Raw genomic sequence first — 16,224 nt, forward strand, 5'->3', positions numbered from 1 at the left:
CGTTTTAGTCGCTGCCTCAGGTCAGGCGGTTCTTGGCCAGCGGCGGGTTCTTGGCGAAATAGCGCCGTATGCCTTTGACGATGGCATCGGCCAACTGGTTCTGGTAACCCTCGTCGAGCAGCTTGGCTTCTTCTTCCGGATTTGAAATGAAGGCCGTTTCGATCAGGATGGAAGGAATGTCGGGTGCCTTCAGCACGGCGAAGCCGGCCTGCTCCACCGAGCCTTTGTGCAGGCGGTTGATGCCGCCGATTTCACCGAGCACGGACTTGCCCAGCTTGAGCGAATCATTGATCTGGGCCGTGGTGGACAGATCGATCAGCACACTGGCTAGCTGGCGGTCGTGGTTGCGCACGTTGACGCCGCCTATGGTGTCGGCCAGATTTTCCTTGTCGGCCAGCCAGCGCGCGGCCGTCGAGCTGGCGCCTTTTTCCGACAGCACGAACACTGAAGAGCCGCGTGCCGTGGGCTGCACAAACGCATCCGCGTGGATGGAGACGAACAGATCGGCCTGCACCTTGCGGGCTTTTTCCACGCGCGTGCCTAGCGGCACGAAGTAATCGCCGTCGCGCGTCAGCATTACGCGCATATTCGGGATTTCTTCGATGCGGTTCTTGAGGCGCTTGGCGATGGCCAGTACGATGTCTTTTTCGCGGCTGCCGTTCTTGCCCGAAGCGCCGGGGTCTTCGCCGCCGTGGCCGGGGTCCAGCACCACCGTCAGCATGCGTACCAGCTTGCCGTTATGGTCGTATTTTTCCGCCGGCTTGGCCACCACTTCGGCCGTCCTGCCCTCATGTTCTGGCCGCGCCGTTTCCGCTGCCGTATTGGGTGCGGCCGGTGTGGCGGGTGTTTCTACGGCCGCCACCTTGCCGCCGCTGCTGACGCTGTCGGTCTTGCTACTCTTGCCATCGTTGGACCAGTCGCCTTTTTCTATCATGGCGGCGATAGGGTCGGCTTCCTTGACGGGATACAGGTCGAAAATCAGGCGGTGCTTGTAATTGCCGGCCGGGGCCAGCGTGAATACCTGCGGCCGCACTTCTTCTTTGAGGTCGAATACCAGCCGCACCACGTTGGGCCGGTTCTGGCCTACCCTGACCTGTTTGATATACGGATCGTTGGACTGGATCTTGGCCACCAGACTTTTCAGGGTGGGATTGAGTTCCAGCCCTTCGATATCCACCACCAGCCGCTCCGGGTCTTTCACGGTGAAGTGGGTGGCTTTGAGGATGGCGTCGTTTTCCAGCGTAACGCGGGTATAGTCCTCGGCCGGCCAGACGCGCACGGCGAGAATTTGCGCCGCCATGGCACGGCTGGGCGCCAGCACGGACAGCAGCAGGGCACCACCGGCTTTGAGCACGGTGCGGCGTGCGCGCGCGTCCGGCTGGGCGGAACTGGCGTCGCTCACAGATTGGGCGCGAATTTCAGGCGTTGCAGACATGAGTGACCGGCAGGAGTGGATGCCCGCAATTCTACATCACGACCGGCACCGGCCACGCTCAGGTTGACATCGAGATCAGCGGGTGGCAGTACGCCGTCGGCCTTTTCCGGCCATTCGACGATGCAGATGTTGCTGCCGTTGAAATCTTCGCGGAAGCCTGCATCCAGAAACTCTTCCGGGCTGCCCATGCGGTACAGATCGTAGTGGATCACGCTGATGGCCTGGCCGGCCAGCGTAATCGCATACGGTTCGGACAGCGTGTAAGTGGGGCTTTTGACGGTGCCGACGTGGCCGGCCGCGTGCAGCAGCGCGCGCGTGAGCGCGGTTTTGCCGGCCCCCAGATCGCCATGCAGATAGATGACCAGACCGGGCGCCATAGCGTGCGCCAGCGAGACCCCGAGGGCGGCAGTGGCGGCTTCGTCGTGGAGATGGGCTTGAAAGTGCGGCATCAATTAAAATGTCAGGTTGGTTGGTACGCCAGCCATTGTAACCGCCTGCGACCATTCTTACATTGTTACACCGCCCATGCCGCATTCCCTGTCCGAAACCGCATTAGCCGAACTGGCCGCCAGCATCAAGCGCTGGGGTACGGAGCTGGGCTTTGCTGAAGTACGCATCACCGATATAGACCTCAGCCATGCGGAAGCGGGCCTGCAAGCCTGGCTGGACGCCGGCTTTCACGGCGAAATGGACTATATGGCGGCGCATGGCATGAAGCGCGCTCGCCCGGCCGAGCTGGTGCCCGGCACGGTGCGCGTGGTCAGCGCCCGCATGGACTATCTGCCCACCGATACGCCGCCAGACTGGCGCGAGCGCGAAGCACAGCGGCTGGCCGACCCGCAGGCCGCCGTGATCTCCGTGTATGCGCGCGGACGCGACTACCACAAGGTGCTGCGCGCGCGCCTGCAGCAGCTGGCCGACAAGGTTAAGGCGCAGATCGGCGAATTCGGCTACCGCGTGTTCACGGATTCGGCCCCCGTGATGGAACTGCCGCTGGCCGAAAAAGCAGGGCTGGGCTGGCGCGGCAAACATACGCTGCTGCTGTCGCGCACGGCCGGTTCCACTTTTTTCATGGGCGAGTTTCTGCTTGATCTGCCACTGCCAGTGGACGCGCCCACCGGCGCCCACTGCGGCCAGTGCACGGCCTGCATCGATGTCTGCCCTACGGGTGCCATCCTCGCGCCGGGCAAACTGGACGCGCGCCGATGCATCTCCTACCTGACCATAGAACTGAAAAGCGCGATACCGGCGGAACTGCGGCCCCTGATCGGCAACCATATCTATGGCTGCGATGATTGCCAGACGGCCTGCCCGTGGAACAAGTTTGCGCAGAAAGCCGTGCTGGCCGATTTCGACGAGCGCCATGGCCTGGGCAGCGCCAGCCTGCTGGAACTGTTTGCGTGGAGCGAGGAAGAATTCAACCGCAAGATGGAAGGCAGCCCGATACGCCGCATCGGCCATGAACGCTGGCTGCGTAATATCGCGGTCGCGCTGGGCAATGCGGCCAATGCGGGCGCCCGCGGCGATGCTGCCATAGTGGCTGCGCTGACGGCGCGCTGTGACGGCGCTACGCCGCTGCTGCGCGAGCATCTGGAATGGGCGCTGGCCTGCCACCGCTGAACTGCGCTACACTCGTATGATCGACTTACAGAGGAAGATCATGCACACTCCCCGCCGCTCCATCGTTTTTCTCGCTACTGCCAGCGCTGCGCTAAGTTTCAGCGTGAGTCTGGCCGCGCAGGCTATCAGCTTTGACCAGTGGGCTGACAATCTGGCCAGCGTCAAGGTACGCAACGATCCGGAGCAGGCCACGCTCAAGCAGTACTTCAACGGCAAGGAGCAGGATGGTCTGGACCGCAAGCTGACGCCAAATTCCATCGTCCAGCGTGCGCGTGATGTCGCTGCTGCCAAGAAGGCGCTGGCGCAGCTAGACAAGATGAATCTGCAAAGCCTGAGCGTGCAGCAGCGCGCCAGTGCTGCCACCATACGCTGGAATCTGCAGAACCAGATCGACAGCTACCCTTACGCCGACTACAACTTCGTCTTCAACCAGTTCGGCGGCCTGCATGTGCAGCTAGTGAACTTCCTCAGCCAGGCCCACCCTATCCGCAACCAGCGCGATGTGGAGAACTATCTGGTGCGCTTGCAGGCTGTGGCCGGCAAGATCGATACGGGCATCCTGCAGGCGCGCGGGCTCGGTGCGCGCGGCATCCTGATGCCAACCTTTCTGACCCAGTCCGCCATCGGCCAGCTCGATCGCTTCCTTGAAGGCGGTGCCGAAGCCAATGTGCTGGTGGTATCGCTCAAGCAGCGCATGGCGAACGTGAAGGAGCTCACGCCGGAAGCCCAGCAGCAGGCCGCCGCCAGCGCGGAAGCCATCGTGCGTCAGTCCGTCATGCCATCCTACCAGCGCGTGCGCACGCTGCTGCAGGAGCAGCTACCGCAGACCAATAACGATGCCGGGCTGTGGCGTTTGCCTAATGGCGACAAGGCCTACGCCTTGCTGCTCAAGCAGATGACCTCGAGCAGTTACACGCCTGAGCAGGTGCACCAGATTGGCCTGCGCGAAGTGGCGCGCATCGAAAAAGAGATGGATGGATTGCTGGTCTCGCTGGGCTATACGGAAGGCAGCATCAAGGAGCGCATGGCCAAGCTGGAAAAGGATGTGCAGCCGAAAGAAGCCGATCCCCGTCCAGCCCTGCTGGCGCGCTATGAAGAAGTGCTGCGCGACGCCGAGCAGCGCTCGCGCGAGCTGTTCGACATTACGCCGAAAGCGCCCGTGGTGGTGAAGCGCGAACCACCGTTCACGGAAAAGACGGCCGCGGCCCACTACACGGGACCGGCCAATGACGGCACCCGTCCCGGCATCTTCTGGGCACCGATGCCGGGGCCGGTGTTCCGCATCGTCGGCCTGCGTACCCTGACGTATCACGAGGGCGTGCCGGGCCACCACTTCCAGGTCGCGCTGCAGCAGGAAAACAGCAAGCAGCCGCGCTACCGGCGCGACCGCGTGTTCCCGGTCGGTTCCGCTTATGGCGAAGGCTGGGCCCTGTATGCAGAACAACTGGCGGTGGAAAACCACTGGTATGACGGCGACGTAGTGGGCCACCTGGGCCAGCTCGATGCAGAGCTGTTCCGCGCGCGCCGGCTGGTGGTGGATACCGGCCTGCATGCGATGAAATGGACGCGTCAGCAAGGCATAGACTACGGCATACCGGCAGTGGAAGTAGAACGCTATGTGGCCATGCCGGGCCAGGCCTGCGCCTACAAGATAGGCATGCTGCGCATACTGGAGTTGCGCGCCCGCGCCCAGCAGGCGCTGGGCGAGCGCTTCTCGCTGAAGGCCTTCCACAATACCGTGCTGGAAACGGGTAATGTGCCACTACCTGTGCTGGAGCAGGTGGTCGATGAATGGATAGCGGCGCAGAAGAAGAGCTAGGGCGTAGAAGAAAAGCTAGATCTATTTCAGCAGGCCGGCCAGTTCGACCGCCGTTTTCACCTGCATCTTGTCGAAGATATGCGCGCGGTGTACTTCCACCGTGCGCATGCTGATGCCCAGTTCATCGGCTACCACCTTGTTCATTTTCCCGGCCAGTATCAGGTCCAGCACTTCGCGTTCGCGTGCCGACAGCGTGGCGAGACGCGCATGCACCTGCGCCATTTCGCCAGCCTTGCGCGAACCGGCCAGACCTTCCTGTACGCGGTCCATGAGCTGGTTGTCATTGAACGGTTTCTCGAAGAAGTCGAACGCGCCGCGTTTGAGCGCATCGACAGCCATCGGCACATCGCCGTGGCCGGTGAGGAAGATCACCGGCATGCGCTGGGTCAGGCCACGGGTGGAGAGCTGGTCGAAGGCGGCGATGCCGTTCATGTCCGGCATACGCACGTCGAGCAGCACGCAATCGCCTTCCGGATCGAACTGGCCGCTATCGGCATGGCGTAGTAGCTGCAGCGCCGAAGCGTAGCTGCGCGAACTGATGCCGCGCGAGGTGGCCAGCCAGGTCAGTGCGTCACGCACCACTTCTTCATCATCAACGATATGCAGCATGCTTCAGGTCTCCGTTTCCGTGTTCTCTGCCAGTGCCGGCAGCACGAAGGTAAATATGGTGCCCCCTTGCGGGTTGGCGCTATGTGTCAGTGTGCCGCCGTGGAATTCTATCGCGGTTCGGCAGATGTTGAGTCCCATGCCCATGCCCTCGGCCTTGGTCGAGAAGAAGGGCGAGAACAGCCGCTGCGCCACGTCTTCCGGTATGCCATGGCCCTGATCGATCACGGCCACGCTGACCTGCGCCGTATCGGGCAGATAGCTGGCCTGTACTTTCAGCAGGCGGCGCTGGGGCGGTATGTGCTGCATGGCTTCGATGCCGTTGCGGGTCAGGTTGAGCAGCACCTGTTCTATCATCACGCGGTCGGCCAGCACGGGCGGCAGTTGGTCGGGAATGCTGGTCTTGAACGATACAAAAGCCTGGCGCGCCTGCAGTTCGATCAGCGTACGTATGCCTTCCAGTAGCGGGCCGATGGCGATCTGCTGGCGCTGCGGTTCGCTCTTCTTCACGAACTCGTGCACGCTGCGGATGATCTGCCCGGCCCGCTGTGCCTGGGTACTGGCCTGTTCCAGCGCCGGTATCAGCGCCGGTGCCTGAACCGGCGCATGCTGGCTGTCGGCGCGCTTGAGGATATTCAGCGCGCCCGTGGTATAGCTGGAAATTGCGGCCAGCGGCTGGTTCAGTTCATGCGCCAGCATGGACGCCATTTCGCCCATGGTGGCGAGGCGGGCGCTGGACTGCAGTTTTTCCTGCTGCTGGCGATTGAGTTCTTCCACTCGCTTGCGGTCGGAGATGTCGAGGATGGAGCCCATCCATCCGGTCTGCTTGCCATTGTTATCGACCAGCGGCGCTTCGAAAATCAGTACGGGCACGCGTTCGCCATTGGGGCGCTGGAAATAGGTTTCGAACTGCGGGGTGACCTTACCGGCCAGCACGGAAGCGAAGCGGGTCTGGTATTCGGCCATGGCTTCCGGCGCCCAGTAGGGCATGGGCGGCAGCTTGCCGATGATTTCTTCGGCCGGGTAGCCGACGATCTGGCAGAAGGCCGGATTGACGTAGGTGATGCGGCCTTCCAGATCGCGCGCGCGCAGGCCCGTCACCAGCGAGTTCTCCATCGCCGTGCGGAACAACATCTGCTGGCGCAGCGCGCCTTCGGCCGCCAGCCGGCGCGAGATATGGCCCCACAGGGCCAGCAAGCTCCACAACAGCCCCAGTGACAGCACGATGACGGAACCGACCAGCAGATTCGGCAGCAGCTTGGGTTCGCTCTTCACGCTGTCCGTCACCAGCGTGAGGTTGGCGCCGGGCAGATCGAGCGCGCGCTTGTGGGTGTACACGCCGTGGCCCGGACCGGCGGCCGCGCGGCGCGCCAGCACACGGTCGTCGCGGTCGATCAGCGAGACCTGATTATCCTGCGCGAACCACCACGGCACCATTTCTTCCAGCAGCACGCTAGTCTGGTAGGTCGCCACCAGATCACCGAGATATTCGTCGCCGCGGAACAGCGGCACGTGGTAGTCCATCAGCACGGCGGCCGGTGCCGCGCTCTGGTTGCCGTTCTGGATTTCGGGCTGGGTGTACATGGGCTTGCGCGTCTTGCGCACCAGTTCCATGGTGGCTTCGGAAGCCTGGGTCAGGCGCACGGGCAGGGGAATGGCGTCGCTGCTCGCGTGCAGGCTGCCATCGGGCCGCAGCCACACCACACGTAAAAATTCGTGGCCATTTTTCAGCAAGCGGGTCAGGCGGGCTTTGAGCTGTTCGTCCGACAGGTGGACGGCGCCGATTTCATAGGCCAGTGCGCGCAGCGATTCTTCGTCGCGTCCCAGCTGGAAGCGTATGGTCTGCTCGACCCACAGCGTGTCGGCAATCAGCTGTTCCTGCCGTTCCGTGCTTTCCATCTGGCGCGCCTGCCATGGCAACCAGATCAATATTGCCAGAAAAAACAGTACCAGTACGATGGGCAGCAGCCAGCGCAGCGCACTGCTGGACAGGCCACGCCGGAGGCCGCGCCGGCGCGCGGTAGGGGAGCTGGTAGATTCGGTCATGGGCGTTCAGGGTATCGCCTTGCACGCTGCTCGCCATTGTGGTTTTCCACAGTTGCAGGGCTTGTCACGGTTGGTGAGAATCGATCACACTACAACAATACCGTATTTTCCTTCCTTCTGGAGACTCCATGAAACTCAATGCCATGCTTCTGGTTCTGGGCGCCGCCCTGAGCATCAACGCCTACGCCCAGGCGCCTATCGTGATCAAATTCAGCCACGTGGTGGCGACCGATACGCCGAAAGGCCAGGCAGCAGAACGCTTCAAGCAACTGGCCGAAAAAGCCACCAATGGCCGCGTCAAGGTCGAGGTGTATCCGAACAGCCAGCTATATAAAGACAAGGAAGAACTGGAAGCGCTGCAGTTGGGCGCCGTGCAGATGCTGGCGCCTTCGCTGGCCAAATTCGGCCCGCTGGGTGTGAAGGAATTCGAAGCGTTCGACCTGCCTTACATCTTCCCATCCAAGACGGCGCTGTATAACGTGACGGAAGGCGAAATCGGCAAAGGCCTGCTGAAGAAGCTGGAGCCGAAAGGCATTACCGGTCTGGCCTTCTGGGATAACGGCTTCAAGGTGATGTCGGCGAACAAGCCGCTGCACTCGGTAGCGGACTTCAAGGGCCAGAAGATGCGTATCCAGTCGTCCAAGGTACTGGACGCGCAGATGCGCGCACTGGGCGCCAACCCGCAGGTGCTGGCATTCTCGGAAGTGTATCAGGCGCTGCAGACGGGCGTGGTAGATGGTACCGAGAATCCGCCGTCGAATATGTACACCCAGAAGATGCACGAAGTGCAGAAGCATGTGACGGTGTCCAACCACGGCTATCTGGGCTATGCCGTGATCGTCAACAAGAAGTTCTGGGATGGTCTGCCAGCCGATATCCGCGCCGCACTGGATAAGGCCATGAAGGACGCCACCACCTTCGAGAAAGCCATCGCCCAGCGCGACAACGATATGGCGCTGGACGCCATCAAGAAGGCCGGCAAGACGGAAATCTACACGCTCAGCGTGAAAGAGCAGGCTGAATGGCGTAAAGCCCTGCTGCCGGTGCAGAAGGATATGGAAGGCCGTATCCGCAAGGACTTGATCTCGGCGATTAACAAGGAAGCCGCCAAGTAAGCATTAAGTAGTGCATGGCGGATCTCACGGTCCGCCATAATAAAAAACCCCGTGTGGCTGTCAGGCCACACGGGGTTTTGTTTTAGGCCGCAGCCCTTACATCAGGCCCATGGCTTTCGGCAGCCACAGCGACAAGCCCGGCCAGTAGGTGACGATGACGAGGAACACCAGCATGGTGAGCAGCCACGGCATGACGGCCACGGTCAGCTCGGAGATGCTCATCTTGGAGATGCCGCTGGCCACATACAGGTTCAGGCCCACAGGCGGGTGGCACAGGCCCACTTCCATATTGGCGTCGATCATGATGCCGAAGTGCACCGCATCGATACCCAGACGGATGGCGGCAGGGTGCAAGATCGGTGCCATCACCAGAATGATGGACGAAGGTTCCATCACGTTACCGGCCAGCAGCAGCAATATGTTGGTGAAGAACAGGAAGCCGGCCTGACCCAGATCCTTGGCCAGAATCCAGTCTGCCATCGCCTGCGGAATATTTTCGTGCGCCATCAGGAACGAGAACAGCACGGCGTTGGTGATGATGTACAACAGCATGGCGCTCAGGCTGGCCGATTTCTTCAGCACTTCCGGGGTTTTCTTGAGCGGCATGTCCTTGTAGACGAACACGGAAATGATGAAGGCATACACGGCGCTCATGGCGGCTGCTTCGGTCGGGGTGAAGATGCCCTTGGTGATACCGCCGATGATGATCACCACCAGCATCAGGCCCCACACGCTTTCCTTGAAGGCTTTCAGGCGATCACCCCAACTGGCTTTGCGCATGCGCGGATAGCCGTTTTTCTTGGCCAGCACCCAGGTGGTGGTGCACAGCATCACCGTCAGCAGAATGCCGGGGAACAGACCGGCCAGGAACAGCGCGCCGATCGAGGTGTTGGTGGAAATCGCGTAGATCACTTTCGGAATCGACGGCAGCATCAGGATGCCGAGCGAACCGGCCGTGATGATGACGCCGGCGCCGAAGCGCTTCGGATAGCCCTGCTTGACCATGGCCGGCAGGATGATGGAGCCGATCGCTACCACCGTGGCTACCGAGGAGCCGCACACGAGTGCGAACATGGCGCAAGCAATAATCCCTGCCAGCGCCAGACCGCCATGCCAGTGACCGATCAGGCTGGTGGCAAACTTGATCATGCGTTTGGCCACGCCGCCGTGGGTGAGGAAGTTACCGGCCAGGATGAACAGCGGGATGGCCATGATTTCGAACTTCTCGATGCCGCTGAACAGTTTCAGCGCCACCGCCTCGACCGGTACATGGGTCAGCAGATACATAAACATCAGCACCGTCAGGCCGAGTGCAATGGAGACGGGAATGCCGGTCAGCATCAGCGCCAGCAGTAGCGCGAACACGATGCCGACCTTGCCGCCGATGAAGCACAGGGCCAGCAGGATGGCGCCTATGCCCAGCAGCCAGGCAGCAGCGCGCTGCTTGCTCATCTGGGCAACGGCGGTGAGAGCGTTAGCGTGGCTCATTGTGCACCTCCGTGGGCTGGTTTGGCGACGGCAAACATTTCGTCATCGCTGTCGTCTTCCAGACCGTCCACCTGCGATTCATCCTGATGCGGCATTTCACCCGTACGCCAGAACGCGATGGTGACCTGGATGAAGCGCAAGCACATCAGATAGGAACCCATGGGCACGACGGAATACACAAACCAGGTCGGCCATTCCAGGTCGGGCGTGGTCGGGCCTTCCGTGAGCGCACTTACATCAAGACCGAGTTTGTTGTAGATGGCATAGTGCATGCCGTTTTCCCACACAAAGGTCAGGCCCAGCGTGCCGATGATGCCGGTAAACAGCATGCCGCAAGCCAGTGCCACATAGGTGGCACGGTTGCGCCATTCGGTCGGCAAACGGCTGACCAGCACGTCCACGCCCACGTGGACGCCCATGCGCACGCCATAGGCCGCGCCGAATTTGGCCATCCACACGAACATGATGATGGCCAGTTCCTGGGCCCATTCGAAGTGCAGGCCTAATAGATAGTCCTGCACGCCGGGGATAGCCAGGCCGGTGCCATAGCGGTGTGCAACGGAAAGGAAGATAATGAAGGTAGCCCCACCCATGAGGAAGGTGATCATCCACTCCTCTAGGTGATCGAGTAATTTACTTAGCATGATGTGTCTCGACTTTTATGTTGATTCCGGGAAATCCGGTGCTCTTGTAGGCTAAAAATAAATGGCGGCGCCCGGGCTGGCAATGAGGGGAACTACTAGGTCGGCAGAGTGAAAAGCTGCTTACCACAACTTTCGGAATCTGCGTAAAAATTGGTTCAGACTTGAAGTATGGCTGTACGACCGTGCTTAAAATAGTTGGTCAAAAACGAAAGCCTTACGTTATGATGGCGTCGCTCTCAAGGAATAAAGCATAAGGATATGTAGCCTTGTAGCAAGAGCCCAGAATTGTAGGTGGGGAGTGTGTAGAGAAACGGCAATCAATGCCGGCGATGGAACGAGGAGACACACGTTTTACAGAATGTCGTTGTGATAGAGGCTGCAAGCCGCCATAAGCGCGCTACGGCATCACGCAAACGACCGGGAACGTGAAGCAGTATTTGAAAACGCACCTGAGGGTGCGTTTTTTTTTGCGCGCAGCCTGGCGGGCGCGCTTAAAATGCTGTCAGCCAGCCACCTATGCGATTATTACAATATGATGAAATCGCAACATGTTGGTGCATTTTTACAACGTTGCCCATCCTTTTTTGGTGCATGAACTGTGATGAAAATACAACAGGAAGCACAATTGTTTCAGGCCATAGTGGACTTGCCACTCGGAAAAATCGGCGTGCGTACCGAGGCGGGCAAGATTGCCGAGCTGTGTTATCTGCCGCCCCATTTTGATGCAAAAGCGCCACAGGATGCTGTGGCGGAAATTGCTGTACATCAATTGCAGCGCTATTGCGACGATGCCGACTATGTGTTCGACCTGCCGCTGTGCACGGTGGGCACGCCGTTCCAGCAACGCGTGTGGGACACCATCCGTTCGATTCCGCGCGGCAGCGTGCGCACCTATGGCGAACTGGCCAGCCACCTCGGCTCGGTGCCCCGTGCCGTGGGGCAGGCTTGCGGCGCCAACTGGTTCCCCGTGGTGATCCCGTGCCACCGCGTGACGGCTGCCACGGGACTCGGCGGCTTTTCCCGTAGCGACGATCCGAACGGCTATCTGCTCGGCATCAAGCGCTGGCTGCTGGCCCACGAAGGCTCGAGCGAATACGCATGGCAACAGACCACGCTGCTCTGATCGACGAGTTCTGCGACAGCCTGTGGCTGGAGGACGGGCTGGCTAAGAACACGCTGGAAGCCTACCGGCGCGACCTGCGCCTGTTCGCCCAGTGGCTGGCCAGCCAGCGTGCGCAGATAGACGGGCTGGCCGCCGTGGCCAGCCACGACTTGCAGGCGTATATCGCGGCGCGCCATCAGGATAGCGGCAAAGCCACTTCATCCAACCGGCGCCTGTCCGTGCTGCGGCGTTTCTACCAGTGGCTGCTGCGCCAGCACCGCATCAGCGCCGATCCCACACTCAAGCTGGTATCGGCCAAACAGCCGCAGCGCTTCGTCCACACGCTGAGCGAAGCCCAGGTGGAAGCCCTGCTGGCGGCACCCGAGGTGGCTACGCCGCTGGGCTTGCGCGAACGTACCATGCTGGAACTGATGTATGCATCCGGCCTGCGCGTGTCGGAACTGGTCAGCCTGAAGCTGCTCGATCTGGGCCTGAACGAGGGCGTACTGCGCATCACGGGCAAGGGCGCCAAGACGCGGCTGGTGCCGTTCGGTGCGCAGGCACGCCTGTGGCTGGAACGCTATCTGCACGAGGCCAGAGGCCAGATACTCAACGGCCAGCAGGACGATGCGCTGTTCGTGACGGCGCGCGGCGGCGCCATGACGCGCCAGATGTTCTGGATCCTGATCAAGAAGCATGCGCACAAGGCCGGCATCACCGTGCCGCTGTCGCCGCACACGCTGCGCCATGCATTTGCCACCCATTTGCTCAATTATGGCGCCGACTTGCGCGTGGTACAGCTGCTGCTGGGTCATGCCGACATTTCTACCACCCAGATCTACACCCATGTGGCGCGCGAACGCCTGAAACAGCTGCATGCTCTGCACCATCCACGTGGATGAATCAGCAAGGTGGGCGTTAACTGGTTCATAATGGGATGACTAACGTACCGGATACTGAGAGGCGGCCCATGGCAAAAACCAACTTCGCATATGAAAAGCGCCAGCGCGAGCTGGAAAAAAAGAAAAAGGCGGAGGAAAAAGCCCGCCGCAAGGCCGAGGCGAAAGCCAACCCCGGTCTGGCTGAATCGGAGCAGGAGCAGGCGCTGGACAGTGATGACGATGCCGACCAGGCTGGCATGACGGGTGATTGAAATATAAAAGTACAAAACCGGGCCAGGCCCGGTTTTGTTTTGATACTGGTGGCGTCAGTCTTTACGCGACTTCGGCGATATCGGCCGGTTTGACGGGGTGCAGGTGTTCTTCTTCCTCGTCGTGGGCACGGCCACGGAAGTAGCGCGCGCAGCGTTTGCCCAGCGTATCGAGGTAGGTGTAGGCCACCGGCACCACCACCAGCGTCAGCAAGGTAGAGGTGATCACCCCGCCGATCACGGCCCGGCCCATGGGCGCTTGCGTTTCGCCACCATCACCCATGCCTATGGCCATAGGCAGCATGCCGAAGATCATGGCCAGCGTGGTCATCAGGATAGGACGCAGCCGCACCTGGCCTGCATTCATCAGCGCCTCGATCTGGCCCATGCCTTCGCGCTGGGCGTGGTTGCTAAAGTCCACCAGCAGAATCGCGTTCTTGGTCACCAGCCCCATCAGCATAATGAAGCCGATCACGGAGAAGATGTTGAGCGTGCTGCCCGTCACCAGCAGGGCTACCAGCACGCCGATCAGCGACAGCGGCAAGGACATCATGATGGCGACCGGCTGCAGGAAGCTGCCGAACTGGGATGCCAGCACCAGATAGATGAAGATTACGGCGATGCTGAGCGCGATCATGGCCGAAGACATGCTCTCCTCCATATCCTGCGCATTGCCGCCCACGTCGAAGCGCACGCCGGCTGGCAGATCGATTTCCTTCATGGCCTTGCGTACATCGCTATCCACGTCGCCGGCCGGACGGCCTTCGACGGACGCATACACGGCAACGCGGCGCTGCAGGGCCTGACGTTTGAGCACCTGCGGGCTGAACGACGGTACGAATTCCACTACCTGACGCAGCGGCACCATCAGCGGACGCCCGTCCGGGCCCAGCTTGGAGGACGCCAGCGACAAGTCGGCCAGATCGGCAATCTTCTGCCGGCCCGATTTGGGTAGCTGCACATTGACGTCATAGTTCTGGCCATCGTCGGCCAGGAAGTGGCTGGTGGTATCACCGGCCACGAAAGGCCGCAGCGCCGTACCGATCTGCTGCACGGTCAGACCCAGATCGCTGGCCAGCTCGTTGTTGATGCGTACCGTGGTGGACGGGTTGGCGCCTTCCTGGCTGTATTCGAGGTCGGCCACGCCTTTAATCTTGCGCATCTTGTCCATCAGGCGGTGCGCCACGGCGTCGAGCTTGCCTTCATCCGTGCCCAGAATGGCGATGAAGATAGGTTTCCAGCCCACCGACATGGTGATGCCGGCGATGCGGTTGAGCCGCGCGCGCACCGCGCCTTCGAGTTCCTTCTGGCTGCGCCGCTTGAAGGTCTTGCGGTCCTGCAGCTTGACGTCGACCTGCGCCGTGTTGCGGCCATCCTGCGTGCCGACCACGGCGATGACCTTGGCCACTTCCGGGAATTCCTTCAAGGCCAGTTCGACCTGCTTGACCTTGCTATCGGTGTATTCGATGCTGGAGCCGACCGGGGTTTTCAGGCGCAGATTGATCCAGCCATTGTCCTGCTCGGGGAACATTTCGCCGCCTATCATGGGCACCAGCATCAGGCTGCCCGCGAACAGGGCGAACGCGATGGCCAGCGTCAGCTTGCGCCAGCGCAGCGCCAGTGCCAGCACCTTGCCGTACCACACGTGCAGATGTTCGATGCCATGCTCGATGCTGTGCATGAGCTGGCCCAGCCACGGCACATATTTGAAGCGGTTCTTCACGGGGTCGGGCCAGACCGAGGACAGCATGGGGTCCAGCGTGAAGCTGACGAACAGCGACACCAGCACGGCCACGGCCACGGTAATGCCGAACTGCAGGAAGAAGCGGCCTATGATGCCCTGCATGAACGCCACGGGGATGAACACGGCCACGATGGCAAACGTGGTGGCCATCACGGCCAGACCGATTTCATTGGTGCCATCTTCAGCGGCCTTGCGGTGGTTCTTGCCCATGCCGAGGTGGCGCACGATGTTTTCGCGCACCACGATGGCATCGTCGATCAGCAAGCCTATGCACAGCGACAGCGCCATCAGCGTCAGGAAGTTCAGCGTAAAGCCGAAGAACTTCATGGCGATAAAGCTGGCCATGACGGAAATCGGCAGCGTCAGCCCGGTGATGATGGTCGAGCGCCACGAGTGCAGGAAGAAGAACACGATCACCATGGTCAGCACCGCACCTTCGACGATGGTTTCCTTGACGTTGTCGAGCTGGCTCTGGACTTTCAGCGATTCGTCGTTGAGCACAGTGAGGCTGATGTCGGAAGGCAGGGTTTTCTTGAGTTCGTCTGCTACTTTCTGGATGCGCCGGCCCACTTCCACCACATTGGCATCCTGCACCTTGGTGATATCGATGGTCACGGCGCGCTGGCCGTTCAGGCGCGAGATCGACAGTTCTTCCTGCGCGCCGTCCACCACGGTGGCCACCTGATCCAGATACACGGGGCCATTGGCGCGGCGCGCCACGATGATGCGGTTGAAATCGCGCGCATCTTTCATCTTGCCTTCGATGCGCACCAGTTGTTCATTGCCGGCAAAGCTGATCGAGCCGGCCGGCAGGTTGGTATTGGTAGCCTGGATGGCGTTGATCACTTCATCCACGCCTATGGCTTGCGCCGTCAGGTCTTGCGGACGCAGGCTGATCAGGATTTCGCGTGCCGACATGCCGTTCAGGCGTACCTGACCCACGCCGGCCACGCCCTGGAAGCGCTTGCCGATTAGCTGGTCGGCCATGGTGGACAGTTCGCGCAGCGTGTGATTGGTCGCGGTCAGGCCGATCTGGGCGATGGGGCGGCTGTTCTCGCCTTCGAAACGTACGATGAAGGGGTCTTTGGCTTCACGCGGGAAGCGCGGACGCACTTGCGCCACCTTGTCGCGCAAGTCCTGCATGGCCTTGTCCATATTGGTGGACAGCTCGAAATCGATGTAGACGCCGGAACGGCCTTCCCACGAGTTGGCGCGCAGGGTCTTGATGCCGCTGACGGTGTTGACCACGTTCTCGATCGGGCGGGTGATGTCGTTTTCCACCGCCTCGGGCGAAGCACCGGGGTATTTCACCTCGATCATGGCGCCCGGAATGTCCACATTGGGCATGGCTTCCAGACCGAGACCGCGATACGAGAACAGGCCCAGCACCATCAGCGCCACCATGACCATGGTCGCGAACACGGGGTTCTGGATACTGGTTTTAGTAATCCACAT

Annotated in this window: 13 protein-coding genes; 6 read left to right on the top strand and 7 right to left on the bottom strand. The window is 61.0% G+C overall.

Annotated features, from left to right (window positions below; translation table 11 throughout):
- Window positions 1-16: 16 nt before the first annotated feature.
- Window positions 17-1,435, bottom strand: a complete 1,419-nt coding sequence (locus GM655_RS02095) for an N-acetylmuramoyl-L-alanine amidase (RefSeq protein WP_155432967.1) — start codon at window positions 1,433-1,435, stop codon at window positions 17-19.
- Window positions 1,399-1,884 (bottom strand): tRNA (adenosine(37)-N6)-threonylcarbamoyltransferase complex ATPase subunit type 1 TsaE, encoded by a 486-nt coding sequence (gene tsaE / locus GM655_RS02100; RefSeq protein WP_155432968.1) that lies wholly within the window; start codon window positions 1,882-1,884, stop codon window positions 1,399-1,401. Before tsaE ends, GM655_RS02095 begins: the two co-directional genes overlap by 37 nt.
- A gap of 76 nt (window positions 1,885-1,960) precedes the next feature.
- Here tsaE and queG point away from each other — a divergent pair, with 76 nt between their 5' ends.
- Window positions 1,961-3,055: a tRNA epoxyqueuosine(34) reductase QueG gene (gene queG, locus GM655_RS02105; RefSeq protein ID WP_155432969.1), complete on the top strand. Its 1,095-nt coding sequence runs from the start codon at window positions 1,961-1,963 to the stop codon at window positions 3,053-3,055.
- Window positions 3,056-3,095: 40 nt separating this feature from the next.
- Window positions 3,096-4,874 (top strand): DUF885 domain-containing protein, encoded by a 1,779-nt coding sequence (locus GM655_RS02110; protein ID WP_155432970.1) that lies wholly within the window; start codon window positions 3,096-3,098, stop codon window positions 4,872-4,874.
- A 21-nt stretch (window positions 4,875-4,895) separates the two neighbouring features.
- On the opposite strand, the gene GM655_RS02115 is transcribed toward GM655_RS02110, so the two are convergent.
- Together GM655_RS02115 and GM655_RS02120 are read right to left on the bottom strand one after the other, a co-directional pair.
- A complete protein-coding gene (locus GM655_RS02115) occupies window positions 4,896-5,483 on the bottom strand; it encodes a response regulator transcription factor (protein ID WP_155432971.1) in 588 nt (195 codons plus the stop codon).
- Window positions 5,484-5,486: 3 nt separating this feature from the next.
- On the bottom strand, window positions 5,487-7,526 hold the full coding sequence (locus GM655_RS02120) for a sensor histidine kinase (RefSeq protein WP_155432972.1): 2,040 nt from the start codon (window positions 7,524-7,526) through the stop codon (window positions 5,487-5,489).
- Between the two features lie 128 nt (window positions 7,527-7,654).
- Here GM655_RS02120 and GM655_RS02125 point away from each other — a divergent pair, with 128 nt between their 5' ends.
- Window positions 7,655-8,641, top strand: a complete 987-nt coding sequence (locus GM655_RS02125) for a TRAP transporter substrate-binding protein (protein ID WP_155432973.1) — start codon at window positions 7,655-7,657, stop codon at window positions 8,639-8,641.
- A gap of 96 nt (window positions 8,642-8,737) precedes the next feature.
- Here the strand turns inward: GM655_RS02125 and GM655_RS02130 are convergent, their stop codons facing one another.
- The gene (locus GM655_RS02130; RefSeq protein WP_155432974.1) at window positions 8,738-10,129 is read right to left on the bottom strand and encodes a TRAP transporter large permease; all 1,392 of its coding nucleotides are present in this window, start codon (window positions 10,127-10,129) and stop codon (window positions 8,738-8,740) included.
- Complete coding sequence (locus tag GM655_RS02135; protein ID WP_155432975.1) at window positions 10,126-10,773, bottom strand: TRAP transporter small permease; 648 nt, start codon at window positions 10,771-10,773, stop codon at window positions 10,126-10,128. Before GM655_RS02135 ends, GM655_RS02130 begins: the two co-directional genes overlap by 4 nt.
- Window positions 10,774-11,374: 601 nt before the next feature.
- Here GM655_RS02135 and GM655_RS02140 point away from each other — a divergent pair.
- From GM655_RS02140 to GM655_RS02150, 3 genes are all read left to right on the top strand, one after another.
- Window positions 11,375-11,896: a methylated-DNA--[protein]-cysteine S-methyltransferase gene (locus GM655_RS02140; RefSeq protein ID WP_155432976.1), complete on the top strand. Its 522-nt coding sequence runs from the start codon at window positions 11,375-11,377 to the stop codon at window positions 11,894-11,896.
- Window positions 11,872-12,777, top strand: coding sequence for a site-specific tyrosine recombinase XerD (gene xerD / locus GM655_RS02145; RefSeq protein ID WP_155432977.1), 906 nt, complete (start codon window positions 11,872-11,874; stop codon window positions 12,775-12,777). Before GM655_RS02140 ends, xerD begins: the two co-directional genes overlap by 25 nt.
- Before the next feature lie 68 nt (window positions 12,778-12,845).
- Entirely contained in the window at window positions 12,846-13,028 is a 183-nt protein-coding gene (locus tag GM655_RS02150; RefSeq protein ID WP_155432978.1) for a hypothetical protein, read from the top strand.
- A 61-nt stretch (window positions 13,029-13,089) separates the two neighbouring features.
- Here the strand turns inward: GM655_RS02150 and GM655_RS02155 are convergent, their stop codons facing one another.
- On the bottom strand, window positions 13,090-16,224 hold the full coding sequence (locus tag GM655_RS02155) for an efflux RND transporter permease subunit (protein ID WP_155432979.1): 3,135 nt from the start codon (window positions 16,222-16,224) through the stop codon (window positions 13,090-13,092).

Origin of the sequence: Pseudoduganella danionis (genome assembly GCF_009720775.1) — a bacterium.
GTDB classification, from domain to species: domain Bacteria; phylum Pseudomonadota; class Gammaproteobacteria; order Burkholderiales; family Burkholderiaceae_D; genus Rugamonas; species Rugamonas danionis.